Annotated in this window: 20 protein-coding genes; 12 read left to right on the plus strand and 8 right to left on the minus strand. The window is 58.8% G+C overall.

What is annotated here, in order from left to right; translation table 11 throughout:
• Positions 1-16: 16 nt before the first annotated feature.
• Positions 17-916 (minus strand): energy transducer TonB, encoded by a 900-nt coding sequence (locus FZE95_RS17325; RefSeq protein WP_150302079.1) that lies wholly within the window; start codon positions 914-916, stop codon positions 17-19.
• Positions 917-1,284: 368 nt separating this feature from the next.
• Positions 1,285-2,247, minus strand: coding sequence for a glutathione synthase (gshB, locus tag FZE95_RS17330; RefSeq protein ID WP_150302080.1), 963 nt, complete (start codon positions 2,245-2,247; stop codon positions 1,285-1,287).
• 217 nt (positions 2,248-2,464) lie between these two features.
• Here gshB and pilG point away from each other — a divergent pair, with 217 nt between their 5' ends.
• From pilG to FZE95_RS17370, 8 genes are all read left to right on the plus strand, one after another.
• Positions 2,465-2,881: a twitching motility response regulator PilG gene (gene pilG / locus FZE95_RS17335; protein WP_150302081.1), complete on the plus strand. Its 417-nt coding sequence runs from the start codon at positions 2,465-2,467 to the stop codon at positions 2,879-2,881.
• Between the two features lie 36 nt (positions 2,882-2,917).
• The gene (pilH, locus tag FZE95_RS17340) at positions 2,918-3,283 is read left to right on the plus strand and encodes a twitching motility response regulator PilH (RefSeq protein WP_150302082.1); all 366 of its coding nucleotides are present in this window, start codon (positions 2,918-2,920) and stop codon (positions 3,281-3,283) included.
• Positions 3,284-3,335: 52 nt separating this feature from the next.
• A complete protein-coding gene (locus FZE95_RS17345; RefSeq protein ID WP_150302083.1) occupies positions 3,336-3,872 on the plus strand; it encodes a chemotaxis protein CheW in 537 nt (178 codons plus the stop codon).
• A gap of 81 nt (positions 3,873-3,953) precedes the next feature.
• A complete protein-coding gene (locus FZE95_RS17350; RefSeq protein ID WP_150302084.1) occupies positions 3,954-5,993 on the plus strand; it encodes a methyl-accepting chemotaxis protein in 2,040 nt (679 codons plus the stop codon).
• 94 nt (positions 5,994-6,087) lie between these two features.
• The gene (locus FZE95_RS17355) at positions 6,088-6,930 is read left to right on the plus strand and encodes a CheR family methyltransferase (protein WP_371923576.1); all 843 of its coding nucleotides are present in this window, start codon (positions 6,088-6,090) and stop codon (positions 6,928-6,930) included.
• A 2-nt stretch (positions 6,931-6,932) separates the two neighbouring features.
• Positions 6,933-13,373 carry an Hpt domain-containing protein gene (locus FZE95_RS17360; protein WP_150302086.1) on the plus strand — a complete coding sequence of 2,147 codons (6,441 nt, stop codon included), beginning with the start codon at positions 6,933-6,935 and terminating at the stop codon, positions 13,371-13,373.
• The gene (locus FZE95_RS17365; protein ID WP_150302087.1) at positions 13,366-14,337 is read left to right on the plus strand and encodes a chemotaxis protein CheB; all 972 of its coding nucleotides are present in this window, start codon (positions 13,366-13,368) and stop codon (positions 14,335-14,337) included. Before FZE95_RS17360 ends, FZE95_RS17365 begins: the two co-directional genes overlap by 8 nt.
• A gap of 166 nt (positions 14,338-14,503) precedes the next feature.
• Complete coding sequence (locus FZE95_RS17370; RefSeq protein WP_150302088.1) at positions 14,504-14,980, plus strand: chemotaxis protein CheW; 477 nt, start codon at positions 14,504-14,506, stop codon at positions 14,978-14,980.
• A 48-nt stretch (positions 14,981-15,028) separates the two neighbouring features.
• Here FZE95_RS17370 and FZE95_RS17375 read toward each other — a convergent pair whose 3' ends face one another.
• Together FZE95_RS17375 and ompR are read right to left on the minus strand one after the other, a co-directional pair.
• A complete protein-coding gene (locus tag FZE95_RS17375; RefSeq protein WP_223825114.1) occupies positions 15,029-16,336 on the minus strand; it encodes an ATP-binding protein in 1,308 nt (435 codons plus the stop codon).
• Positions 16,333-17,049, minus strand: coding sequence for an osmolarity response regulator transcription factor OmpR (ompR, locus tag FZE95_RS17380; RefSeq protein ID WP_150302089.1), 717 nt, complete (start codon positions 17,047-17,049; stop codon positions 16,333-16,335). The genes FZE95_RS17375 and ompR overlap by 4 nt, the downstream gene beginning before the upstream one ends.
• A gap of 252 nt (positions 17,050-17,301) precedes the next feature.
• Between ompR and FZE95_RS17385 the strand changes: the two genes are divergently transcribed.
• The 3 genes from FZE95_RS17385 (at position 17,302) to gshA (ending at position 21,716) form a co-directional block, all read left to right on the plus strand.
• Positions 17,302-19,671 (plus strand): Tex family protein, encoded by a 2,370-nt coding sequence (locus FZE95_RS17385; RefSeq protein ID WP_150302146.1) that lies wholly within the window; start codon positions 17,302-17,304, stop codon positions 19,669-19,671.
• 1 nt (position 19,672) lies between these two features.
• The gene (locus FZE95_RS17390) at positions 19,673-20,074 is read left to right on the plus strand and encodes a PaaI family thioesterase (RefSeq protein WP_150302090.1); all 402 of its coding nucleotides are present in this window, start codon (positions 19,673-19,675) and stop codon (positions 20,072-20,074) included.
• Positions 20,075-20,144: 70 nt separating this feature from the next.
• Positions 20,145-21,716, plus strand: a complete 1,572-nt coding sequence (gene gshA / locus FZE95_RS17395) for a glutamate--cysteine ligase (protein WP_150302091.1) — start codon at positions 20,145-20,147, stop codon at positions 21,714-21,716.
• A 478-nt stretch (positions 21,717-22,194) separates the two neighbouring features.
• Here the strand turns inward: gshA and FZE95_RS17400 are convergent, their stop codons facing one another.
• Positions 22,195-22,599 carry a flagellar basal body-associated FliL family protein gene (locus tag FZE95_RS17400; protein WP_223825115.1) on the minus strand — a complete coding sequence of 135 codons (405 nt, stop codon included), beginning with the start codon at positions 22,597-22,599 and terminating at the stop codon, positions 22,195-22,197.
• 164 nt (positions 22,600-22,763) lie between these two features.
• Between FZE95_RS17400 and FZE95_RS17405 the strand changes: the two genes are divergently transcribed.
• The gene (locus FZE95_RS17405) at positions 22,764-23,741 is read left to right on the plus strand and encodes an NADPH:quinone oxidoreductase family protein (RefSeq protein ID WP_150302093.1); all 978 of its coding nucleotides are present in this window, start codon (positions 22,764-22,766) and stop codon (positions 23,739-23,741) included.
• Positions 23,742-23,815: 74 nt separating this feature from the next.
• On the opposite strand, the gene trmL is transcribed toward FZE95_RS17405, so the two are convergent.
• The 3 genes from trmL to glnL form a co-directional block, all read right to left on the minus strand.
• Positions 23,816-24,283 (minus strand): tRNA (uridine(34)/cytosine(34)/5-carboxymethylaminomethyluridine(34)-2'-O)-methyltransferase TrmL, encoded by a 468-nt coding sequence (trmL, locus tag FZE95_RS17410; protein ID WP_150302094.1) that lies wholly within the window; start codon positions 24,281-24,283, stop codon positions 23,816-23,818.
• A gap of 167 nt (positions 24,284-24,450) precedes the next feature.
• Positions 24,451-25,881: a nitrogen regulation protein NR(I) gene (ntrC, locus tag FZE95_RS17415; protein ID WP_150302095.1), complete on the minus strand. Its 1,431-nt coding sequence runs from the start codon at positions 25,879-25,881 to the stop codon at positions 24,451-24,453.
• Positions 25,878-26,957 carry a nitrogen regulation protein NR(II) gene (gene glnL, locus FZE95_RS17420; protein ID WP_223825116.1) on the minus strand — a complete coding sequence of 360 codons (1,080 nt, stop codon included), beginning with the start codon at positions 26,955-26,957 and terminating at the stop codon, positions 25,878-25,880. Before glnL ends, ntrC begins: the two co-directional genes overlap by 4 nt.
• Positions 26,958-27,000: the final 43 nt, after the last annotated feature.

Raw genomic sequence — 27,000 nt, forward strand, 5'->3', positions numbered from 1 at the left:
TGGAGGACGATACCAATCAGAAGCTGGAAACCCGGTCACCCGGTTCAAAACGCCAGGTGCGGATCAGCTCCAGAACGTCGACATCCATCAGATCGCCGGTGAAGGGAGCGAAGGGCGCGGCGAGACGAACGATGCGCAGCGCTGCATTGTCGAGCACCCGTTGCCCTGAGCTTTCAAGAATCTTCACGTCACGCAGGGTGCCGTCACGGTTGATTTGCACCTGCATACGCAAACTGCCGTAGATCCGCTGGTCACGGGCCTCGGCTGGATAGTTCTGGTTGCCGATGCGCTCGACCTTACGCCGCCAAGCTTCCTTATAGTAGGCGCCCTTGTCCTGCATGGTCGAAGCGGCATTCAGGCGGTGGATGCGTGGACGTTTGGCATACTGTTGACGCTCTTCGGCGAGTTGGGCCTCAAGACTGGCGATTTCTTGGGACAAACGCGACATATCGAAGCGCTGGGTCGGCCGCGGTGACTCGACTGGCTCAGGTCTTTCCGGGGCTTTGCTGACCCGGTCGGGGCTGGGCGCGGTGGTGGTCACAGTCTGTTGTGGTTGCTCCGGCTCAGGTGGTGGCGCGCTGATTTCCTGGGCCGGGGTGACCTCATGAATCTCGGTGTCCTGGAAAGGCGCTTCCTCGATGGTGCTGGGCGCGGCTTTTTCATCCAGAGTACCGCTACCTTCCTGGTTCATTTGCGCCAGATAGTCAGCTTCCTCCGGAGCCTCGTCCGATTGTTGCGTGGCAAGCGTGATCTCCAGCGATTTGGACAGCTCGCTGGGTGTCGGCAGGTCGAACGTCACGCCGAGAATAAGCAGCGCGTGCAATACTGCCGCCAGGAACAGGGTGAACCCCAGGCGGTCACGGGACGTGACGGTCTGCTCTGTAACAGGGGAGCTGGCTGTAGCTGCGTTCTTCATGCTTTCCGTAGGCTGATAAGTGCGAGGGTTTGCTAGGGTCTGTTGCCGTTTCATCGCGAGCCGCGTTGCTGTGTCAAATGGCGCCAGGCAAGGCGCGGGACGCAGGCAATGGTTGTTCCCTTGCCAAGTCCCGCAACGCCGCATGGCGTCATTTGCCACGCAACCCGAAGGGACGGGGCCCGTTTAGCGCAGCACTGCGTTACTCGTCGCTCATTTGGAACAACCAAACTTCACTTCTCGTGTTTTGTTCTGCACGAAACGGGCCTCCGTCGCGGCCGCGATGAAACGGCAACAGACCCTAGGGTCTGATGGCGGCAAACCGTGCTATCCATTGTGCATCGCAGTCTGCCGTCGATCAGTGAAAAAGTCTATGCGCCCGGTCGCGCTTCCAGTTGGCGAGCAATGGCATCCATAAGCTGACCGCCGATGTCGGTGTCGTACGCAGCGTCGATCTCACGGATACAGGTGGGACTGGTCACGTTGACCTCGGTTAGATAGTCACCAATCACATCGAGCCCGGCAAACAACAGGCCCCGTTCGCGTAACACTGGCCCGACCTGGGCGGCGATCCACCGGTCCCGTTCGGTAAGCGGGCGTGCTTCGCCTGTGCCACCAGCGGCCAGGTTGCCGCGCGTTTCGCCTTTTTGTGGAATGCGCGCCAGACAATAAGGTACGGGCTCGCCTTCAATCATCAGGATGCGCTTGTCGCCATCCTTGATTTCCGGAAGATACTGCTGGGCCATGATCTGCTGCTGCCCGTGATTGGTCAGGACTTCAATTATGACGCTGAGGTTCGGGTCATCTTCGCGTACGCGGAAAATCATCGTACCGCCCATGCCATCCAGCGGTTTGAGAATCACATCACGGTGCGTGCGCGCGAAAGCGCGCAGTATGTCTGCTCGGCGCGTGACAACGTTCGGTGGCGCGCATTGTGGGAACTGAGTGGCGAACAGTTTCTCGTTGAAGTCGCGCAAGCTGGCAGGTCGATTCACCACCATTACGCCTTCCTTTTCAGCCGCTTCGAGGATGTGCGTCGCGTAGAGGAATTCATTGTCGAAGGGCGGATCCTTGCGCATCAGGATGACATCCATTTCCGCCAGGCTGGCGTGACGTTCTTCGCCCAATGCGTACCACGTCTGCGGGTCGGCGTGAACAGTGAGGGGGCGCATGCAACCCATTGCCTTGCCGTTCTGCATGAAGAGATCCCGAGGCTCAAGATAATGTAGCTCCCAGCCTTTGGCTTGAGCGGCCAGAAGCATGGCCAGGGAGCTGTCCTTCTTGTAATGGATAGCGCTGATTGGGTCCATGACAATACCAAGACGTGTACGCATTCGGTGCCACCGCTGTGATGTTCTGGAAGCGTTCGAGTTTACCCTCTGGGGCGCTTTCGGCAAAAGGTTGATTAAACTCGCAGAATGCTTCAGATATGAACAACCTTTATAGATTGGTCATATAAACTGTGCTAAAAGTACGCTCTAAGGGAATGGCTGGTCGGGGGGTAGGCACCATGCCGCTCAAATCGACCCATATATAAAAAGGGCTGGTCTAATGGAAGAAAATTTCGAGAGCCTGAAGGTCATGGTCATCGATGACAGCAAGACCATTCGACGGACGGCAGAAACGCTGCTGAAAAAAGTCGGATGCACTGTCATCACTGCGGTGGACGGCTTTGACGCCCTGGCCAAGATTGCTGACAATCACCCCGATATCATTTTTGTCGACATCATGATGCCGCGTCTCGACGGCTATCAGACCTGCGCGCTGATCAAGAACAACAGTGCCTTCCGTGCTACCCCTGTGATCATGTTGTCTAGCAAGGATGGCCTGTTCGATAAAGCGAAGGGCCGCATAGTGGGTTCTGACCAATACCTTACCAAGCCCTTCAGCAAGGAAGAGCTTCTCGGCGCGATCCGCGCCCATGTTCCGCAAACCCAAAACAAAGTCGCTGGTGCTGCCGGGGCCTGAGCCCTGCTCGCCGATTAGATTCTCCGGGGGAGTCCGATGGCTCGAATTCTAGTAGTGGATGATTCGCCGACCGAGCTATACAAGCTTACCGGCATGCTCGAAAAAAATGGTTTCGAAGTTCTCAAGGCCGAAAATGGTGCTGATGGGGTGGCGCTTGCCCGTCAGGAAAAGCCTGACGCGGTGCTTATGGATATCGTGATGCCCGGGCTGAATGGGTTTCAGGCCACCAGGCAACTGACCAAGGATGCCGAAACTTCGCATATTCCGGTCATTATCGTTACTACCAAGGATCAGGAAACCGACAGGGTGTGGGGCAAGCGTCAGGGTGCAAGGGATTACCTGACTAAACCTGTCGACGAATCCACTCTGATCGATACTCTCAAGTCAGTACTTGGCAGCTAAAGACGAGCGCACACTCGTCTAATGCCACGTTTGCAACCAGAACAGGGATGGCATGGCAGATTCTACTCACCCTTTCGATGTTCTCCAGCAGCTCGTTGCCCAGTGCCGGCAACAGGCCGCGGGTCTGCCTGCCCAGGAAGTGGTAAGCGAGACCTGGAGCGGAGTCGGTTTCCGACTGGCGGGCCAGTCGATGGTCGCCGCTATGGGAGAAGTCGCAGAAATACTGCACGAACCACGTTATACCGCCTTGCCAAGGGTGAAATCTTGGGTACGGGGGGTGGCGAATGTTCGGGGCCGGCTGTTGCCCATCATCGACCTCAGTCGCTTTTTCGGTTCTTCGATAAGCGTTCCGCGTAAACAGCGCCGCGTTCTGGTGCTGGACCGGGACGACGTGTTCGTCGGGCTGTTGGTGGACGAGGTATTGGGAATGCAGCATTTCCCGGTCAGCACCTTTACCTCCGAGACACAGGATGCGGCCGAGGCGTTCAAGCCTTATGTGGTCGGCGCCTATGTTCGGGAACAGGTTTCGCTGGTATTTAATTTCCGTGCGTTGGCGCGCGATCAGACGTTTCTCGACGTAGCGATCTGACCAGGGGCGGCCGGTGTTTGCCGGTACGCAAGAGTTCAAGCTTCATAAAGAAAATGCCGTGGGCCAGGTAGGGGCCAGATGATGAAAAAGCTCGATACACAGAAACTATCCGCCATGCGTGGCAACCGAACTATCACCGGCTTGTTTGCCGTCCTGATCGTTTCGTTGTTGTTGCTATTCGTCAACTTCCTTTACCTGAATATTCAGAGTGCATACGACACTGAATATATCGGTCACTCCGGTGAGTTAAGGGTGCTGTCGCAGCAGATCTCCAAGTCTGCAACCGAAGCAGCTACCGGTACGCCTGAAGCGTTCGGCCTGCTGGCTTCCGCCCGCGATGACTTTCAGGAGCGCTGGGACTATCTGTCCGAGGGCCGCGAAGAAACTGGCTTGCCCGCGGCTCCGGCAGCCCTGCAGGAGCAGGTCGCTCGGGTACAGGACGACTGGGATCGGGTGCGCCAGAACGCCGATGTGATTCTCGCCAGTGAAGCCACGGTTCTGTCTCTACATGAAGTAGCCGTCACCCTGGCTGACACGGTTCCGCAGCTACAGGTCGAATATGAGGACATTGTGGATGTGCTTATCACGGCCGGTGCCAGCGCCAGCCAGGTCTCTCTGGCGCAGCGCCAGTCGCTACTCGCCGAGCGTATTCTGGGTTCGGTAAACCGGGTGTTGTCAGGCGATGCTGACTCGGTACTGGCTGCTGACAGCTTTGGTCGGGACGCGAGTCTGTTCGGACGTGTTCTACAAGGCATGTTGCAGGGTGACGAGGATCTGGGCATCGCCCAGGTAACCGATGAAGACGCCATCATGCGTCTGAACGACGTTGCCGACATGTTCAGCTATGTATCGGACTCGGTCGACGAGATCCTGCTGACCTCGCCGGAGCTGTATCAGGTACGCCTGGCCGCCAATGATATTTTCACCGATTCCCAGCTACTGCTGGAAAACGCGTCTGACTTGTCTCGCGGATTTGAAGAGCGTAGCGACGCGCGCTGGACGAATACCCTGGTGGGTTACGCGCTTGCTCTTATAGCGCTTGGCTGCATTTTCCTGATCGGCGTCCAGATGACGCGAGAAACCCGTGCGCGCCTGGCCGAAACCGCAGAAAAGAACGAACGCAACCAGGCCGCTATTCTGCGTCTGCTCGACGAAATTGCTGACCTGGCCGATGGTGACCTGACAGCCGAAGCCACAGTGACTGAAGATTTTACGGGTGCCATCGCCGACTCGATCAATTTCTCGATCGACCAGCTGCGCGCCCTGGTGGAAACCATCAACCATACAGCCCTGCAGGTCGCTACAGCCGCCCAAAGCACGCAGAGCACCGCGATTCATCTGGCCGAGGCTTCCGAGCATCAGGCCCAGGAAATTGCCGGAGCCTCGGCTGCTGTCAACGAAATGGCCGTGTCCATCGACCAGGTGTCAGCCAACGCCGCAGAGTCCTCAGCAGTGGCCGAGCGCTCTGTGGCGATTGCCAACAAGGGCAACGAAGTGGTGCAGAACACCATCGTGGGTATGGATACCATCCGCGAGCAGATCCAGGATACTTCCAAGCGCATCAAGCGTCTGGGTGAATCCTCCCAGGAAATTGGCGATATCGTGAGTCTGATCAACGACATTGCTGACCAGACCAACATCCTCGCCTTGAACGCTGCGATTCAGGCCTCTATGGCGGGCGACGCCGGCCGCGGCTTTGCCGTGGTCGCCGATGAGGTACAGCGCCTGGCCGAGCGTTCATCCGGTGCGACCAAGCAGATCGAGGCACTGGTGAAGACCATTCAGACCGACACCAACGAAGCGGTAATCTCCATGGAACATACCACTGCCGAGGTGGTGCAGGGAGCCCGGCTGGCGCAGGACGCCGGTGTCGCTCTGGAGGAGATCGAAAAGGTATCGACCAGCCTTGCTGCGCTGATTCAGAACATCTCCAACGCTGCCCGACAGCAGGCTTCCTCTGCCGGTCACATTTCCAACACCATGAACGTGATCCAGGAGATTACTTCGCAGACCTCCGCGGGTACGACCACTACCGCACGAAGCATTGGCGAACTGGCGAAGCTGGCAGAAAGCATGCGCCAGTCAGTTGACGGCTTCACCCTGCCGCAGCAGGACGGCTGACCGATGCAAGGGGGCCTACGGGCCCCCTGTAGCCGGCTAACGCGAGGGGCTTACTGTGAAAGCGTCGAACTGGTCATTGCAGCACCTGCCGGATATGGACGACACACAGTTCCGTCAGTGGCAGGCATTGCTTGAATCGCGCACAGGTGTCTGTGTGGGGGATCAACGCAGATTGTTTTTGCAGACCAGTTTGTGTGCACGGATGCGCGAGAAACAGATGACCGACTACCAGACCTACTACGAGCATGTAACTCAGGGAGCGATAGGCGCCATTGAGTGGTCGGCATTGCTGGACAACGTGACGGTTCGCGAAACCAGTTTCATGCGCCACAGACCGTCGTTCGATTGTGTGACCCGGCATCTTCAACAACGCTTGAGCAGTGTTTCCGAAAAGCGGCCGTTGCACCTCTGGAGTGTCGGCTGCGCTAGCGGTGAGGAAGCCTATTCACTTGCAGTAACGACCGCCCAATGCCTGCGTTCAGCTGGCATGAACGAGGATGGCTTTGGTATCTGGGCGAGCGATATCAGCCCCAAGGCTCTCGAACAGGGGCGCGTCGCCCGGTATTCCACTGCCCGGTTGGGAGGGCTCACACAGACAGAACGATCCACCTGGTTTAGCGCTCTCAGGGACGGACGGTATGAAGTCATACCGGCGCTGCGCGACAGGGTGTGCTTTACCCGCCTGAATATTCTCGAACTGGCCCAGGCCCCGATCCGGGATCTGGATATCATTTTCTGCCAGAACCTGCTCATCTATTTCCGTCGTTGGCGTCGCCGCGACTTGCTCAACCTGCTGGCCAGCCGATTGGCACCGGGCGGCATGTTGGTCATTGGTTTAGGTGAGATTGTGGACTGGAAAAACCCCTTGCTCGAGCGTGTACCCGATGACCGGGTGCAGGCCTATGTGCGACGGGAAAGTAACGGAAGTCTGGAGTGAATATGGGTGATCGGCATGATTATGTCGCCCTCGACTGGGTCAAAGGCGAAATTTCCGAGACATTGGGCCAGGCACGCCAGGCTCTGGAAGCTTTTGTAGAAAACCCCGAGGACTCAACACGTCTGCGTTTTTGCCTGACCTATATTCATCAGGTTCACGGCACACTGCAGATGGTCGAGTTTTATGGCGCAGCGTTGCTGGCTGAAGAAATGGAACAGCTGGCGCAATCCTTGATGCATGGCACCGCGAGCCGTGAAGGGGAGGCGCTGGAAGTCCTGATGCAATCGATATTGCAGATGCCGGCATACCTTGACCGGGTGCAGAGTGGGCGTCGCGACTTGCCGTTGGTGCTATTGCCGTTGCTTAACGATATGCGTTCGGCTCGTGGCGAAAAGCTGTTATCCGAAAATGCACTCTTCAGTCCGGACCTTGGGGAGCAAGGTGATATCGACCTGTCGCCGGCCCCCGAATTTGCTGATGATCTGATCGTCATGCGCCTGCGCAAATTGCGTCAGGCCATGCAGATCGCCCAGGCCGGCATCATTCGAGAGCAAAACGTCGCTGCCAATAGCCATCAGCTGGGCAGAGTTTTCGCTCGCCTGGAGTCGCTATTCAAAGGGGTTCCCTTTGGCGACCTGTGGACCATTTTCGCGGGCGTGGCCGAAGGACTCGAGCTGGGAACGATCGAGACAGGTACGGCAATTCGCAATCTGTTGCGCGAGGGTGATCGTGAGCTTCGCAGGCTGGTGGAGAAAGGCATTGCTGCGCGCGGTGAGACACCTCCTCCGGAATTGCAGCGTAATCTGTTGTTCTATGTTGCCAAAAGCCTGGGCAGCAGTCCGAGGCTGGATGCGCTCAAGGATCGTTACCAACTGCGTACCCTGTGGACCCAGGCCGAACGCGATGCCCAGTCATCGGGCAGCCGATTGGTGGGGCCGGATCGCAGTGCCATGCAGTCAGTGGTTGTGGCGTTGGGCGAAGAGCTTTTGCAAGTCAAGGAGCGGCTCGACCTGTTCGTACGCAGCGACCGTTCCGATCTGGGGAACCTCAAGGCCTTGTTGCCAACCCTGAAACAGATTGCCGACACGCTGGCGATGCTTGGGCTAGGCCAGCCGCGGCGTGTATTGCAGGATCAGATCGTGCGGTTGGAACAGCTCGCAAATGGCGACATCGAAGTCGATGATGCTGGCCTGATGGACATTGCCGGCGGGTTGTTATTCGTTGAAGCCAGCTTGCAAGGCGTTTCAGGGCAGGAGCGTGGCGAAGCTGCCGAGGCAGACGGCGAGTCCGAGACGAGTCAGGCTCCGGTTAGCCAGGACATGGCGCAGGTGCATCAGCAGGTAGTTCAGGAGGCGCGAAATGCGCTCGAGCATACTCGCGACGCCATCAATTCTTTCATTGCCCAGCAATGGAATCATGATCAACTCCAGCCTGTAGATGAATACCTCAACAGCGTTCGCGGCGGCATGGAAATGCTCGGATTGCAACGCGCCGCCGATACCCTCGGTGCCTGTCGTTTGTACGTTATCGAGCAGTTGATCACCACCCAGTCCATTCCCGACTGGGAATCGCTCGACGCATTGGCTGATGTAATTACCAGCATCGACTATTACCTCGAGCGCCTGGCGGAAGACGACAGTGACCGCGGTGACAGTATTCTCTCGGTAGCCGAGGAACGCCTTGCGGTGCTTGATTATGACCCCGCTGGCGTCTCCCGGCGCAAGGCTGAAGCCGACAATCAGCCGACGTCGGTAATCCCGGGGGAGGCGACTGCGGTGCAAACGCCGGCAGTAGAGATGGAAGACGTCGAGGAGCTGGATACCGAGCTGGTCGAGATCTTTATCGAAGAAGCGGGCGAAGTGCTGGAGGCCTTGGCCGAGTTCACGCCGATCTGGCAGGCCGAGCCGGAAAACCACAAGGCGCGCGCCGAAGTGCGCCGATCTTTCCATACGCTCAAGGGTAGCGGCCGGATGGTTCGGGCTGGCGTACTGGCCGAACTCTCCTGGTCAGTGGAGAACATGCTCAACCGGGTGATAGACCGCAGTATCGAGCTGACGCCGACAGTGTTCTCGGTAATCAATGCTGTACGTGAGGTCATGCCCCGTCTGGTAGAAGACTTTGCAGCAAACACCCAGCAGCAGTTGCCGGAAGTCTCCCGGTTGTCCGCTCATGCCGACGCGCTATCCAAAGGGCTGACACTGCCCGAAGACGCGCCCGCGCCCGTGCAATTGGCGGGTGAAGCAGCCAGCCTGGGTGAAGCCGAGCCTGAAGAAGTGGTTGATACTGAAGCGTTGGCTGCGGGTTGTGTTTCAGACCAATCGCCAGCGCTCGACGAAGAGCCTGTTGTTGTGCCCGAGAGCGAGCTGACCGAGTCCTCGTCCGAGCAAGCTATGGTCGAGGCTTCAGAGCCTCGCGAAGGGGATGAGCCGGAAGAGGACTGGATAAATGCCCAGCTAGACGCTGAATTGCTGAGTGCTGAACCTGCGGGGCTCGAGCCAGACGACGAGACCACTCAATTGCTACCGGCAGCTCCAGGTGATGTGGACGAAGAGCAGGCTCAAGCACTGGAAACAGGTGACCAGCCTGACGCACTGCAAACCGACGCCGACGCCGACGCGACTGCCGCGATGCCGGAAACTGAGCAGGCCGAGGCCGAGTTGCACCTTGATGATGCCGAAGCGCTGGCTGCGTTAGACGCCGGTGTGGCTGAAGCGTCCGAAGGCATGGATCCAGTGTTGCTGGAAATCTTCAACAATGAAACCCAGGTGCATATAGAGGAAATTCGCCGCTTCATCGCCCGCTGTGAAGACTCCGTGCCGCAGCCAATCAGTGATGCGTTGCAACGTGCGCTGCATACGCTCAAGGGTAGCGCGCACATGGCTGGTATTCAGCCGATCGCCAGACTGGTCACGCCACTGGAAAAACTGGCGAAGGATTTCAAGGGCAACCTGATCGACGCCGATGCGTCGCTGGCAACGCTGCTTGACGAAGTCGTCGGTATGATCGAAACAGGTCTGGTACAGCTGCAATCGGACCCTGAACAAGCCATTGCAGGCTCCGATAGCTTCCTTGGACGGGTGAAAGCGCTCCATGATGAGGGACTCAGCCAGCTGGAAAGCCGTCGCTCCGACGCGGAAGACAGTCGCGATAACCAGGCAGGTTTACTGTCCATTTTCCTTACCGAGGGCATAGAGCTGTTGCTGGATGCAGCCGATGCGCTGCAGGCATGGCGCCGTGGGGAAGGTGATATCGACGGATACGGTCTGGTGCGTAGCTTGAGAGAGCTGGGAGAGGTCGCCGGCGATGTCGAGCTGAATACGCTGGAGACGTTGTGCCTGCGTCTGGAAGAAGTGCATGAGGCTATTCTGGACGGTCGATTGCAGCTTGATGACAGTGTCGCGTTAGCGCTCGAAGCGGCCCATGATCGTCTGATCGTAATGATGGATCAGGTCGCCTCCCATCAGTTTGTGGTGCCTGCCGAGAACGAGATGGCGGCGCTGCACGCACTGTTTGTTGACGAGCGTACGCCGGACGCCATCGCTTCCCTGGCGGAAGAGGAGCTGACCGGACCTGCCGAGGCGCAGGAGCAGACTGTTTCGCAAGGCTCGCAGGACGATACACCGCCAGGCATGTGGCATCCGCGCGAAGCGGTTACCGATCATGAGCTGGTCGATATCTTCTTGGAAGAGGCGCAGGAAATTATCGAGAGTTCAGGCGAAAGCTTGCGCACCTGGCTCGACGACACGGGCAACAACATTGCGGTAGAAGCCTTGCAGCGCGATCTTCATACCCTCAAAGGCGGCGCCCGCATGGCCGAGATTCGCCCGGTTGGCGATCTGGCGCACGAGCTGGAGTTTCTCTACGAGGGGATATGCGAGTTCCGCTATCAACCCAGCGAGCATCTCGCCGCTTTGCTGCATGCCTGCCACGACTGCCTTGCCGATATGGTAGAGGGCGTCACCGCCGGACGCCCGATCAGCGATGGCTTGGGATTGATCGGCGCCATACGCGCTTATCGTGCACATCCTGATCAGCCAGTGGAATTGCCATCCCGCGATTCAGCCGCGCAGTCGGAATTCAATGTCAAGGCGCCGAGCTCTCCAGCTGCGGCACAACCTTCGGCATTCTCCCAGCCCATGCAAGGCATGCTGGCGATGTTCCTTGAGGAAGCGCGGGAGCTGCTCGAGCCCTGCGCTGCGCTGTTGCAGCGCAGGGAAGACGATCCCACGGCTGCGCACGATCTGTTGCACAGGGTGCAGACACTGAAAGGCAGCGCCCGTCTCGCCAACCAGCACGATCTGGCAGAACAGGCGAAGTTGCTGGAAACCGCCCTGCACGAAAGCGAGCCTGACCATGTCGAGCTGTTGGAGCGCTCACTGAGCGAGCTTCAGTCGGCGATCGAAATGCTCGCTTCAGGGCAGGAACTGTCGGCAATCGACTGGTCGCTGACGGCGCATACACAGCCTGGCTCTGTAACGACTTCCAGCAAGTCCGCGGAAAAGCCTCGCGTTATCGACTCCGGCAAGACACTGGCCGACGTCAAGGCGATCCTTCAGCAGGCGATGGAAGCGGGTGACGAGCGTCGGTCGAACGCTCGTAACAGTGCTCAGGAAACCGTTAAAGTGCCGGCTGGCCTGCTCGAGGACCTGGTGAACCTGGCGGGTGAAACCTCCATCTTCCGCGGCCGTATCGAGCAGCAAGTGACCGATTTGAGCCATACGCTGCAGGACGTGGAAAGTACTATCGAGCGGGTACGGGATCAGCTGCGCCGGCTGGATATGGAAACCCAGGCACAGATCCTTTCACGCCATCAGGAAGAAATAGAACAGGCCTACGAAGAATTCGATCCGCTGGAAATGGACCGGTATTCGCAGCTGCAGCAACTGTCCCGCTCGCTGTTCGAGTCGGCGTCCGACTTGCTTGATCTGAAAGAAACCCTGGCCTCCAAGAGCCGCGATGCGGAAACTCTGCTTATCCAGCAGGCTCGGGTGAATACCGAATTGCAGGAAGGTCTGATGCGTACCCGGATGGTGCCATTCGACCGCTTGTTGCCACGCATGCGCAGGGTAGTCAGACAGGTCGCCGGCGAACTGGGAAAAGAGGTCGAACTGGTCGTCGGTAATGCTGAAGGGGAAATGGACCGCAGCGTGCTTGAGCGCATGATCGGCCCGCTGGAGCATATGCTGCGTAACGCGGTTGACCATGGCATCGAGATGCCGGCGGGGCGCGAAGCCGCCGGCAAGCCGGAAGAAGGTCGCATTACCCTGGATCTGCGCCGTGAAGGCAGCGAGATCGTGCTACAGCTCGCTGATGACGGTAAGGGCATCAACCTGGATGCGGTACGCCGCAAGGCCATCGAGCGAGGCTTGCTGGATTCTGATGTCGAGTTGTCTGACGACGAGATTCTGCAGCTGATCCTCGAGGCAGGCTTCTCTACCGCCGACAAGATTACCCAGATATCGGGCCGCGGCGTCGGCATGGATGTGGTCAACGCGGAGGTCAAGCAGCTCGGCGGTAGCATGACGCTGGTGAACGAGCCGGGCCAGGGCACCGCCTTTACCATCCGCCTGCCCTTTACCGTATCGGTGAACCGCGCGCTGATGGTTTACTCCGGCGATGACCTGTTCGCCATTCCGCTGAATACCATTGAAGGTATCGTTCGTGTCTCGGGTTACGAGCTGGAGGCCTACTATGCTCCGGATGCGCCACCCTTTGAATACGCTGGTAAAACCTATGATCTGCGGTATCTCGGAGAGTTGCTGGTCACCGGCCAGCAGCCCCGGCTAACCGGGCATTCCTTGCCTCTCCCGGTGATCCTGGTGCGGGGGGCCGAACACAGCATGGCTGTCCAGGTGGACGCGCTGGCAGGCTCGCGGGAAATCGTTGTGAAGAGCCTCGGGAAACAGTTTGCGGTCGTACCGGGTATCTCGGGTGCCACCATCCTCGGTGACGGCCGGGTCGTCGTCATCCTCGATCTGCTCGCCGTGATTCGTGCCCAGCAGGCGTTGCAGTCACAGCAACGACTGGCCGCTGAGCGCGCTCAGAGCATTGCTGCGCCGCTCGAAGAGCGCTCGACGCTGGTCATGGTGGTGGATGACTCGATTACGGTTCGCAAGGTCACTACGCGACTGCTTGAGCGTCACGGTATGGAAGTGGTGACTGCCAAGGACGGCGTCGAAGCTATTGCCATGCTGCAGGATATCCAGCCGGATATCATGCTGCTGGATATCGAGATGCCCCGCATGGATGGCTTTGAAGTAGCCACCCTGGTGCGTCACGATGAGCGGCTCCAGGATCTGCCGATCATCATGATCACATCCCGAACCGGTGAAAAACACCGTGAGCGGGCGCGGACTATCGGTGTTAACGATTACCTCGGCAAGCCCTATCAGGAAACCGAGCTGCTCGAGGCGATAGGCAAGCTGGTTACCATTCGTGAATGAGACGCCGGCACCGGCCATTGCCTTGCTCGCCAGCCAGCCAGCCAAGCGAAAGCTGCTGGCTGAGGTGTTGGTCGAGTTCGGCTACCGGGTTGTCTTCGCCAATGAGCCTGAGCGGCTGGATTGTGCGCAACTGGCGGCGGTTGATACTGACGCATGGTTGCTCGAGTTATCGGAAGAATCAGAGCTTGCCGAGTGGCTGCTTGAACATAGCCCGGTCCCGGTACTATTGGGGACGGGGGAAGTACCTGACCGGCACAACGAGGAGTATCCGCGCTGGAAACGCAGGTTGTATAACAAGCTTCAGCCTCTGCTCGGCGACCCGCCAGACGGGCAAGCGCCGAACTTGTCGGTAGCGCCTCCAAACCAGTCAGGGGTGCCTGTTGCGCGTTGCGTCTGGTTGCTCGCGGCCTCGCTTGGCGGCCCGGCAGCAGTAAAAAGTTTTCTGGATGCGTTGCCTGCAGATCTGCCGGTAGCATTCATTTACGCACAACACATCGATGCAGGCTTCGAGTACAAACTCCCGCAGATTCTGGGGCGGCACAACAATTGGCGGTTCTTCAATTGCGAGGAAGGCTCGCGTTTGCACGAAGGCGAGGTGATGGTCGCGCCTATCAAGCGCGCAATCGAGTTTGGTCCCGGCGGTGAGGTGCGATTGTCTGATCAGCCGTGGCCAGGCGCTTATCAGCCAGCTATCGAGGTGTTGCTGGATGGGGTCGTCAGGGCTTTCAGTCCGGGATGTGGCGCGATCATCTTCAGCGGTATGGGTGAAGACGGAGTGAGTGCGTGCGGCCGCATGCACGCAAAAGGCATGCAGGTGTGGACGCAGAGTGCGGAAAGCGCAGCCTGCGCGACGATGCCGCTGGCGGTCCAGCTTGCCGGATACAGCAGTCGGCAGGGATCACCGGAGGAGCTCGCAACGGCGATGCAACAGTGGGTCGACCAGGAATGGCTCGTTGCGCTCTAGCGCTGCTGAAAAATCAGCGCAGCCGTGGCCCGATACACTCATGCGAATTGGCAGGTTGCAGGCTGCGTCAATGCATGGCGTGCCTGCTGCAAAGCGGCTGGGTTACAACATGATCACGACGAAGGGTCGATAGACCTGGCGCCACGGATATTATCGAGAGGACAAGATGGCAACGTCAGATGCATTGGAAAGCTTGAACGGACTGGTTGTACCGCTCGCTTCAAAACCCCTGTTACTGCCTAACATCGCGGTTGCCGAGCTGGTGGGGTACCGCCTGAGCCAGCCAGCTACCGAGGGGCCCGAATGGTTTCTCGGCTGGACAACCTGGCGGGATCAGCTGGTCCCCTTGATTGATCCGGAACGCCTGCTGGGACAAACCCCTTCGGCGGACAGCTCCGCCCAGCCTCGTACACTGGTGCTCAACGCGCTGGGCGGCCGGTCAGGGCTGAAGTTTGTTGGCATGCGGATCTCTGCCATCCCGCGGTCACGCAAAGTGATTCGTGGCGAAATCGAAACCACAGACGAAGGTGCTGAGTTCGTCCTCCAGGAAGTCAGCCTTGGTGGCGATTCGCAGAGCATGTTGATCCCCGATCTGCTGGCCATCGAACAGGCGTTGGCCGATACCGGATTGCTACGCGCCTGACAGGCGGCTCGCAACATCCTTTGGCCGGGTTTGATCCCGGCCGGTTCTTCAGTCTGCTACCGGAATACTGAAGCGGGCTTCGGTACCACCGCCGCCGCGGTTGAGCAGCTGTACCGTTGCGCCGTGGGTATCGGCTATGCGCTTGACAATCGCCAGGCCCAATCCGGTTCCCTTGGTCGAGCGCGCCCGGTCGCCCCGGGTGAAGGGCGTAAACAGCGATTCCGATTCGGCCGGTTCGATGCCGGGCCCCCTGTCCAGCACTGCAACGACTAGATAACGCTGGGCACCGGTGCGGGTTTCGTAGGTGCAGACTTCAACCCCTGCGCCGCCGTGCTTGAGCGCGTTTTCAATCAGGTTGGTTATCGCGCGCTTGATCGATAGTCGACGCAGCGGTGTGATCGGAACGGGCTCAAGACACAGTCGTACCTTTTCCTCTCCGGTATTGAGCGGTGCGGCCACTTCTCTGATGAGCTCGTTGATATCTGCCGGCTCGGAAGCCTCGGCATTACCTTCGCGGATGAATGCCATGAACTGGTCGAGGATCGCGTCCATATCCTCGATATCCCTGATCATTCCCTCGGTGAGTTCAGGGTCGCTGGATGACAGCATTTCGGTTGATAGCCGCATGCGTGTCAGCGGTGTGCGCAAATCATGCGACACCCCCGCGAGCAACAGAGTGCGATCACGGTTGGCCTGCTCGACGTCATGTGCCATCTGATTGAAGGCCCGGTATACCTCGGCAATTTCTGCCGGCCCGCCGGTATCCAGCAGCCGGATTCGCTGCCCGCGTCCGACCCGCCGGGCGGCCAGTTCCAGTACCTTGAGCGGTCTGTTCAGCTGGCGCACGAAGATCCAGGCGGTTGCAGTGGACAACATACCGATCAATAACAGCCAGGTGACCACCCACCAGATGCGCTGGCCGCGTAGCGGATGCGCATAAAGCGGAACCTTCAGCCAGTTATTCCCATAATTGGCTTGATGGATCCAGATGGCTGGCTCTTCCTGGGTCCGCACCCGTACCTGGGTGCGGTCACCGAGCTCGTCGCGTACCTGATTGGTGAAAATGCCTGAATAAGGCCAATGGATTTCCCCTTGCGGAACATTTTCCTCGGCAACCAGCTCCATGCCGGTCATACGTTCAAGGTCACTACGCGCTTCGGGATTGCTGGTCCAATAGGCATGTACCAGCATCGCCGTGCCATGGCTATATTGGCGGTCGACCAGCAGATCCTCGTTGCTCATCAGATAGACAATGGTGAGCAGCTTGGAGAACAGCGTGACCACCAGCACCAGGAGGAGGGTTCGGGCGAAAAAACTACGCGGCAGTAAAGGATGCCAGCCGGGACCTCCCTTCACTTGCCGTCCGGTACGAATACGTAGCCCACGCCCCAGACTGTCTGGATATAACGTGGCTTCGACGGGTCGGGTTCAAGCATGCGGCGCAGGCGGGAAATCTGGACGTCAATTGAACGCTCCAGCGCATCCCATTCGCGGCCGCGTGCCAACTGCATCAACTTGTCCCGCGTCAACGGCTCGCGTGGATGCTGGACCAGCGCCTTGAGCACGGCGAATTCCCCGGTGGTCAGCATATGGACTTCGTCGCCCCGTTTGAGCTCGCGGGTCGCCAGGCTGAGCACGAAATCGCCGAAGGTTACTTCGTTATCATCCGAGCTCGGCGCGCCTGGCACCTGCGGCGACTGCCTACGTAGCACGGCCTTGATACGTGCCACCAGCTCCCGGGGATTGAACGGTTTGGGCAGATAGTCATCGGCACCCATCTCCAGCCCTTCGATGCGGCTGGTCTCGTCGCCCTTGGCGGTCAACATGATGATCGGCGTGCGATTGCCCTGATCGCGCAGACGTTTGCAAGCCGTCATGCCATCTTCACCGGGCAGCATGAGATCGAGCACGATCAGAGAATAGAGTTCACGGGCCAGCAAACGGTCCATCTGCTCGGTGTTCTCAACGGCGCGCACGCGATAATCCTGCTCCGTCAGGAAACGCTCCAAGAGCCGCCGCAATCGTACGTCGTCATCGACAATAAGGATTTTTTCGCCTTCGCTGTTCATGCGTCTCGCCTTGTCTGATATAGAGATCATTGTCGCGCAAGCCGTCGGGTTTGCTCATTGACCCCTTGTTACAGGAAATGTCTGGTGGCGTTTGATCCGGGCTATGAAGCCGCGCCGTCTCGTCACCTTTTCCAGCTTCGTATTAGTACACCTTAGCCGTTGGCAGCAAGGGCTGCTGCGTCCAGTTTCCTCGTTTACCGCGAGACTCGGTTATACTGCGCGGCTCGTTGAAAAGACTGGGTGCCCGTGCCGATGGAAAGTATTGCTTCACGTATTGCCAGCGAGCTGGCAGTTCGCCCCGAACAGGTGATCGCTACCGTAAGCCTTCTTGATGAAGGTGCCAGCGTTCCGTTTATCGCACGCTACCGGAAAGAAGTCACCGGCAGTCTTGATGATACCCAGTTACGTTTTCTTGAAGAGCGGCTGCGCTATCTGCGCGAACTGGATGATCGGCGCCAGAGCATACTTGCCAGTATCAGCGAGCAGGGCAAGCTGACGGCGGAGCTGGAGCAGAGCATCCGCGAGGCCGATACCAAAACCCGTCTTGAAGATCTGTACCTTCCTTATAAGGTCAAACGCCGCACCAAGGGTCAGATTGCCATTGAAGCCGGCCTTCAACCCTTGGCCGACCAGCTGTTTGACGATCCCGGCCAGGACCCCAGCCAACTGGCGGCCGAATACGTTGACGCCGACAAGGGCGTAGCAGACGTCAAAGCTGCGCTTGATGGCGCCAAGTACATCCTCATGGAACGCTTCAGCGAAGATGCGGGACTGCTTGAGCGTCTGCGTCAGGCGATGCGCCAGGACGGCCGCGTAACGTCACGTCTGATTGCCGGCAAAGAGCAGGAAGGCGCCAAGTTCCGTGATTATTTCGAGTATGACGAGGCGTTTCGCAATGTGCCTTCGCACCGGGCATTGGCCATTCTGCGCGGTCGCAACGAAGGGATATTGAGCATCTCGTTGCAGCTGGGCGATCCGGATGCGCCGTCGACTGCTACGCATCCCTGCGAGGGCATGATCGCCGAAGCCTTTGATATTACTGATCAGGGTCGCCCGGCTGACAAATGGCTGGCCGAGGTCGTCCGCTGGACCTGGCGGGTCAAACTGCTGGGTCATGTCGAAACCGAGCTGCTGGGCGATCTGCGTGAGGTAGCAGAAGACGAGGCGATCCGCGTTTTCGCCAACAATCTCAAAGACCTGTTACTGGCCGCACCCGCCGGCCCCAAAGTCACGCTGGCAATGGATCCGGGTCTGCGCACAGGCGTCAAGCTGGCCGTCGTCGATGCCACCGGCAAGCTGGTCGACACCGCCACTATCTTTCCCCATGCGCCCCGTAACCAGTGGGATCAGTCACTTGCGGTGCTGACGTCGCTGTGCAAGAAACATGGAGTGAATCTGATTGCCATTGGTAACGGCACGGCATCACGCGAAAGTGACAAGCTGGCCGGGGACCTGCTCAAGCTGTGTCCAGACCTGAAAATGCAGAAGATCACGGTTTCCGAAGCGGGCGCCTCGGTGTATTCGGCTTCCGAACTGGCTGCCAAGGAATTTCCCGATCTGGATGTTACCTACCGTGGCGCGGTTTCCATCGCGCGGCGCCTGCAGGACCCGCTGGCGGAACTGGTGAAGATCGAGCCCAAATCGATTGGCGTTGGCCAGTACCAGCACGACGTGTCCCAGCTGAAGCTGGCGCGTAGCCTCAACGCTGTGGTCGAAGACTGCGTAAACGCCGTGGGGGTGGACCTGAACACGGCTTCAATGCCCTTGCTTACGCGTGTATCGGGCCTGAATCCGACCATTGCGCAAAATATCGTGGACTATCGTGACGCCCACGGTGCGTTCGCCAGCCGTCGCGAGCTGCTCAAGGTCACCCGGCTTGGCGCCAAGACCTTTGAACAGGCAGCCGGCTTTCTGCGTGTGATGGGCGGCAATAATCCGTTGGATGCCTCCGCCGTTCACCCCGAGGCGTATCCTCTGGTCGAACGTATCGCAGGGGAAACCGGCCGGGACATTCGTGGCCTGATTGGCGACTCCGCTTTTCTTCGCAAGCTGGAGCCGGCCAAATTCACCGACGAACACTTCGGCATTCCGACTATCAGCGACATCCTCAAGGAGCTCGACAAGCCGGGCCGTGACCCGCGCCCCGAATTCAAGGCCGCCGCATTCCAGGAAGGCGTCGAGAAGATTGGCGACCTGACGCCCGGCATGGTGCTCGAAGGCGTAGTCAGCAACGTAGCCAATTTCGGCGCCTTCGTTGATATCGGCGTTCATCAGGACGGGCTCGTGCACATTTCCATGCTTTCGCACCAGTTCGTCAAAGACCCGCGTGACGTGGTCAAGGCCGGGGATATTGTCAAGGTGAAGGTGCTTGAAGTCGACGTGCCACGCCAGCGTATCAGTCTCACCATGCGCATGGATGATCAGTTAGGCGCCACTGCGTCGGGTGCCGCTGCGTCCGCTGTAGCTGGGTCTGCTTCGACTCGCAGTGGCGAACGCCGCCCTGATCGCTCTGGATCGCGGGGCACGGCCAAGCAAGGCACATCAAAAGCTGGCGCTCAGCCCGCTGCGACTGGTACGTTTGCCAACCTGTTCGCAAACGCGAAAAACCTGAAGAAGCGCTGATATGACCGAACATCCGAAGCTGGCCGAGATCATGGAGAGCCGCATGAGCGCGTTTACCCAATCGCTCGGTGTCAAATTTCACTCGATCGAGCGGGGCAGCTGTGTTCTGCGCCTGCCGGTGCTGGAACATCACTTCAATTCCACCGAGCGGGTACACGGCGGGGTGATTTTCAGTCTGCTGGATTCCGCCATGGGCGCTGCCGCCTTCAGCGTGCTGGAGCCTGATGAAAGCACGGCAACCATCGAAGCCAAGATTAATTACACCCGCGCGGTAACCGGCGGCGAACTGGAATGCACCGGAAAGGTGGTTCATGCCGGCACGCGCACCATCATCGTCGACGGTGAAATCTGGCAGGACGGCGTGCTGGTAGCCAAGTGTCTGGGTACCTTTGCACGCATCTGAACGCTTCTATACTGTTAAAAAATCCGGTGCGCAGGGTGTCACCGGTTTCCATGCCCAAGGAGTGACAACCTTGTCACCAACGCTCAGCCAGTATCTCGAACTTCTTGGTCAGCCGACCTGCCGTGAGCAGTTGCTCGACTGCAAGCACGGCATCGAGAAGGAAAGTCTGCGAATTACCGAAATGGGTGCTTTGGCTCAGACCCCGCATCCCACGGCTCTGGGCTCGGCCCTGACGCATCCGACCATTACCACGGACTATTCCGAAGCACTGGTGGAGCTGATCACGCCGGTTTGTACCAGCATCGACAGTTTGTTCGAGAACCTCGACCGTGTTCACCGCTTTACCTATAGCCAGCTGGGAGACGAGCGGTTGTGGATCCAGTCCATGCCCTGTCTATTACCGGAGCGTGATCAGGATATTCCGATTGGCTGGTATGGCACTTCCAACATCGGCATGCTCAAGCATGTCTATCGCCGCGGTCTGGCGATTCGTTACGGCAAGGCCATGCAGTGCATCGCAGGCATTCACTACAACTTTTCGCTACCCCACCAGGTCTGGCAAGTGTTGCAGCAGCATGACGGCGATCAGCGCCCAGCGCAGGATTACCAGTCGGCCCGTTACATGGCGATGATCCGCAATTTCCGTCGCTACGCCTGGTTGTTGATGTATCTCTTCGGCGCGTCACCTGCGGTGTGTGCGAGCTTCCTGCAGGGACGCGACCACAGGTTGCAGCGGTTGGGTGACAAGAGTCTGTATCTGCCCTACGCGACCAGTCTGCGGATGAGCGACCTGGGCTACAACAACAACGCCCAGTCGGGCCTGAATATCTGCCACAACGGGCTGGATCAGTATATCCAGAGCATGCAGCAAGCCATCAGCATGCCTTATGCGCCCTACGCTGAAATGGGCACCCATGATGCGCAGGGCAACTGGCAGCAGCTCAATACCAATTTGCTGCAGATTGAAAACGAGTTCTATAGCCCGATTCGTCCCAAGCGCGTCACGCGCAGTGGCGAAAAACCGGTGCACGCGCTCGCAGCGCGCGGCGTGGAATATATTGAAGTGCGTTGCATGGATATTGACCCCTTCGCGCCGCTGGGGATCGAGCCCACCACCGCGCGGTTCCTGGATAGCTTCCTGTTATTTTGCGCGCTACAGGACAGTCCCGAATTCGAGCCTGCGGAATGTGAGGAAGCGGGCGTGAATTTCGACCTGGCGGTGAAACGCGGCCGGGAACCGGGCTTGAATCTGCAGCAGAACGGAACCGCGGTCGCGCTCAAGGACTGGGGGCTGGAACTGCTGGACGACATTGCTGCCTGCTCACGACTGCTCGATCAGGCGCATGCGACGTCCGACTTCAGCGACAGCCTGAGTCAGCAGCGGGACAAATTGCACGATCCCGATCTAACGCCTTCGGCGCGGGTGCTTGCGGAGATTCAGCGACACGGCAACAGTTTCTTCCGTTTTGCCCTGGCGCAATCGGAAGCGCACCGGGAATATTTCATGGCGCGGCCGCTCGATGCCGAAAGTCTCGAAGACTTTCGGACACAGGTGGAGGAATCGCTGGCCGAGCAGGCCGCTATCGAGGCGAGGGACGATGTGGATTTTGACTCCTTCGTCAGTACCTACCTGAGCCAGTAACTTCGGTAGTTAGCCATCTCAATGTCGGAGCCTGTCTTGAGGTGGCGGGCTCGCTCTGCCAGTGATGGGAGGGCTAGCCGCAAGTCCGACTCTGGCGGAAGTTCGGGGTCAGCTGCCGCAAGCCGACAGGGCCGCGCCGACACGCTGCAGGTACGTCCCTGTAAGCTCGTCGATGACATCCCTGTCATCGGACGGTCGACGCAACCCTGTCGCCTTGCTTCGCAGAAAGATTTGAGTTTCCGGATGGCACAAGCCAATACTGGTTCATTCTCCGCATCACACCAACGTCTGATCGAGCCCACCGGCTGTCAGGGTGGAGCAAGTGTTGAAAACAGGGATGTTTTCGCCAAGCCTCCAGGGATGGGTTCACGGCGTCTTGCGCAATCCTGACAGCTNGCCAAGCCTCCAGGGATGGGTTCACGGCGTCTTGCGCAATCCTGACAGCTGGCGGGCGACAGCGCCGGGTGCCAGTTCCAACTCACTGTGTAATGAGATTATTGAACAACAGATCCGTGACCAGCGGCTGACCTTCCTCTTCTTCCAGTACCTGCTGGACCGCTTGCAGTGCTTCGCTGCGCAGCTGCTCCTTGCCTTCCAGTCCTGCCAGAGCGTCCGGGGTCTGGCGAGCGAAGAGCGTGACCAGGGTGTTGCGTATCAGTGGGTTGTGATATTCGATACGTGACACCGCAGCGTTATCGCTGGCACGTAGCGCCACGTCCACTTTCAGGTACTGCAGTCGCGGACCGGGGCCGATGGTGCCTATGAAAGCGGGTTTCAGATCCACGTAGGGCGAGGTGCCTGGGGTGTCGGTCGCCGCCTGGGCCGGCAATCCCGCAGAAATTGCCAAAGCTAATGCCAGCCATGCCTTCTTCAATCCTTTCACGTCTACTACTCCGCTGGTTTTGCCACAGCATATCCGAGCAGGGCTGTAGCGCCAATTCATTACGCCCGCCGGTCTTATGCATGCTGATCAACCGCAGACATGGTAATTGACCCGTGCGCGGCGTATGCCGCTAGACTGTTGGAAAACCGCCCAAGGGAGACATCATGAAAGCCGTATTATGCAAAGAGTTCGGACCGGCCAGCAGCCTGGTTCTGGAAGAGACTACCGATCCGGTCGCCGGCGATAACCAGGTCGTTATCGATATCCACGCTGCCGGGGTCAACTTCCCCGATACGCTGATCATTCAGGGCAAGTATCAGATCAAGCCGCCCTTTCCGTTCTCCCCGGGCGGTGAAGCCGCAGGGGTGGTGGCCAGCGTGGGCAGCAATGTAAAGCACCTCAAGCCTGGCGATCGGGTGATGGGCTTGACCGGCTACGGCAGTTTTGCCGAAAAGGTCGTTGCAGATGCCACAAAGGTGTTGCCGATGCCTGATGACATGGATTTCACCACCGCTTCCGGTTTCAGCATGACCTACGGCACTTCCATGCATGCCCTGACGCAACGTGGCGAGCTCAAGCCGGGTGAGACGCTCCTGGTGCTGGGCGCGTCCGGTGGCGTCGGTCTCGCGGCGGTCGAAATTGGCAAAGCCATGGGTGCTCGAGTTATCGCTGCGGCGTCTTCTGCTGAAAAACTCGAGGTCGCTCGCAATGCCGGCGCCGATGAGGTGATCAACTACAGCGAAGTCAGCCTCAAGGACGCGGTCAAGGAGCTCACCGGGGGCAAGGGCGCGGACGTGATCTATGATCCGGTCGGCGGCGATCTGTTCGACGAGGCGGTTCGCGCAATCAACTGGAAAGGCCGCTTGCTGGTCGTCGGTTTCGCCAGTGGCCGTATTCCCGATTTCCCGATCAACCTGGCGCTGCTGAAGGGCTCGTCAATTGTAGGGGTGTTCTGGGGTTCCTTCGCCGCACGCGAGCCACAGGCCAATCTGGACAACTTCCGCCAGCTGTTTGCCTGGCATTCCGAAGGGAAGCTGAAGCCGCTGGTGTCTGAGCGCTTCGCATTGGGCGAATATGAGCAGGCCCTGGAACTGCTCAGCTCGCGCAAAGCGGTGGGCAAGGTAGTCATGCAGGTTCGCTAGTATGGTGCGGGTCTGCTCCGTTCCGTCGCGGCTCGCGAGGAAACGGAGCAGACCTTGAAGAGTTGTGAGGCTGCTTACCCCAGCGCGCCAGCAAAGCCCTGCTGGCGCCAGGCCTCGAATACCAGTACTGCTGCGCTATTGGACAGGTTCAGGCTACGGCTGTCTGGCAGCATCGGTATGCGTAGCACCTGGTCGGCTGGCAGGCTCTCACGAACCTCCGCTGGCAAGCCGCGGCTTTCCGGACCGAACAGAAACATATCCCCCTCACTGAAGCGCACATCGGTGTAGCTGCGCGTACCCTTTGTGCTCAGGGCAAACACCCGCTGTGGCTGAACCTGGGCAAGACAGCTGGCGAGGTCCGGGTAGGTTTTCAGCTCGGCAAACTCGTGATAATCCAGTCCCGCGCGGCGTAGCCGCTTGTCGTCCAGCTCAAAGCCCAGCGGTTCAATGAGATGCAAGGTGCAGCCTGTATTAGCGCACAGGCGGATGATGTTGCCGGTATTGGGCGGGATTTCCGGTTCAAGCAAGGCGATATGAAACATGCTGGCGTATCGAGTCAGGGGAGTGGACGGCAGTGTATGCGGCCCAAGTCACCAGCAGCAAGCCGCCACATATCAAAAATTATTCATATCGCAGGCTTGTGCAACCCAGCAGCATTCCCAAGCTCATAGCTTCCAGCTTCCAGCTTCCAGCTTCCAGCTTCCTATGTCTATTCCATCTCCTCCTCTTCCGCGCCTTCGCTGTTCATGCCCAGCTCCTTGATCTTGCGGGTCAGGGTATTGCGTCCCCAGCCGAGCAATTGCGCGGCGTCCCGACGTCGGCCAGCGGTATGTTTCAGCGCGGTTTCGATCATGATTCTTTCAAATGCCGGCACTGCAGCATCCAGTAGATTGGTCACGCCACGGGCCAGCTCCTGATCGGCCCAGTTGCGCAGGCTGAGCTCCCAGTGGTCGTCCCCGACCGTTTCCTGGTGCTGAGTGAGCATCTCGGGCGGCAGGTCTTCAATCAGGACTTCACGGCTTGAAGCCATAACCGTGATCCAGCGGCAAGTATTTTCCAGCTGCCTGACGTTGCCTGGCCAGGGCAGGGTGCTCAAATATTCCTGGGTCTGTGCCGTGAGAACCTTGGGTTCAACTGACAATTCCTGCGCGGCGCGGGCCAGAAAATGCTGTGCCAGGGTGGGTATGTCCTGGCTGCGTTCGGCGAGCTTCGGAATATGAATGCGAATAACGTTCAGGCGGTGGAACAGGTCTTCGCGGAATTTTCCTGCCTGGACCAGACCTTCCAGGTTCTGGTGTGTGGCGGCAATGATGCGAACGTCGACCTTGATCGGGGTGTGACCACCGACCCGGTAGAACTCACCATCTGCCAGTACGCGCAACAGCCGCGTCTGGGTTTCCGCTGGCATATCGCCGATTTCATCAAGAAACAGTGTGCCGCCGTCGGCCTGCTCGAAGCGCCCGCGACGCTGTACAGCGGCGCCGGTAAAAGCGCCTTTTTCGTGACCGAAGAGCTCCGACTCCATCAGATCCTTGGGAATTGCGGCCATATTCAGCGCGATGAACGGGTTGCGCGCGCGCGGGCTATGCCGGTGCAGGGCATGGGCAACCAACTCCTTGCCGGTCCCGGATTCGCCATTGATTAACACGGTGATATTGGAATGGGACAAGCGTCCTATGGCCCGAAATACCTCTTGCATCGCTGGCGCTTCGCCAATGATCTCCGGGGTGCGCATCTGCGTCGTGTCCTGCGCGGCACTCTGCTGTTCGCGGCTATGCGCGAGGGCGCGTCGAACCAGGGCTACCGCTTCGTCGACATCGAAGGGCTTGGGTAGATATTCGAATGCGCCGCCCTGGTAGGAGGCCACGGCGCTATCCAGATCGGAATGCGCCGTCATGATGATGACTGGGACTTTGGGGTGCTGATCGCGAATCTGCGCCAGCAGATCCAGACCACTGGTGCCGGGCATACGGATATCGCTGATCAATACGTCCGGGTGCTGGCGCGACAGCCTGGCCAGGGCACTATCGGCGCTGTCAAAACAGACCGGCTCCATTCCTTCCTGCTGCAGTGCCTTATCCAGAACCCAGCGTATTGAGCGGTCATCATCAACAATCCAGACGTTTTCGGCTCGGCTCATGCATTAGTCTCCGGGTGTTGTTCCAGCGGAAGGAACAGGTTGAATTGAGTATGGCCGGGTGAGCTCTCGCACTCGATCAGTCCCTGATGCTGGCTGATGATATTTTGCGTGATGGAGAGGCCCAATCCCGTGCCATCGGCACGGCCGCTGACCATGGGATAGAAAATACTATCGAGCAGTGCAGGCGGAATGCCCGGCCCGTTATCGATTACCCGCAGGTGGCAGACTAGCCGGTGGCGCTTGTGGCCGATGGTGAACTGTCGCAGTGCCCGGGTCTGCAGGACGATGCGGCCCTGCTCAACCTGGCCATTTTCGGTGATCGCCTGCATGGCATTGCGCACGATATTCAACACTGCCTGGATAAGCTGTTCGCGGTCACCCATGAGTTCGGGAATGCTCGGATCGTAGTCACGCTGCAGATCGATCTGCCCATGGGTTTCGGCCTGTATCAGATGAGCAACTCGCTCGGTGATCTCGTGGATGTTCAGGGGTTGCAGGCTCGGCGGGCGGTAGGGGCCAAGCATACGGTCGACCAGGTTACGCAGACGGTCAGCTTCTTCAATGATGACGTCGGTATAGTCGCGCAGTGATTGGCTGGGCAGCTCACGGGCAAGCAGCTGCGCTGCGCCACGAATGCCGCCCAGCGGGTTCTTGATCTCGTGGGCGAGGCCGCGCACCAGTACCTTGGTGACTTCCTGCTTGGCCAGTTGGGCTTCTTCCTTGGTGATGCGCAGCAAGCGGTCCCGGGGGTGCACTTCCATCAGGATCCAGTTATACCCGGCCGCGGCAAGCGGAGTCACCGTATAGTCCACCACCAGGCTGTTGCCGTTGTTCAGGCTGAGCTGGGCTTCGCGTTTGGTGAAAGCGTGCATGTTGTCCAGCGCATCATGCAGGGAAGCCAGCGCTGAGGCACGGTCATGAAAGAAATCCCCGACGGGCTGCTGCTGAAGCCGCTGACCGCTTACCTCCAGCAGCATCTCCGCAGCCGGGTTCAGATAACCGAGGCACAGCTGGTCGTCCAACAAAACGACTGCAGTGGTGAGGTTTTCGAGAATCTGAATTCGGTCTGGCAGCATAGTGGTCCCCATTGTTTGATCAGATAAATGCAAAAAGCGAACC

The sequence above is a fragment of the Pseudomonas profundi genome, assembly GCF_008638305.1.
Lineage (GTDB): Bacteria > Pseudomonadota > Gammaproteobacteria > Pseudomonadales > Pseudomonadaceae > Halopseudomonas > Halopseudomonas profundi.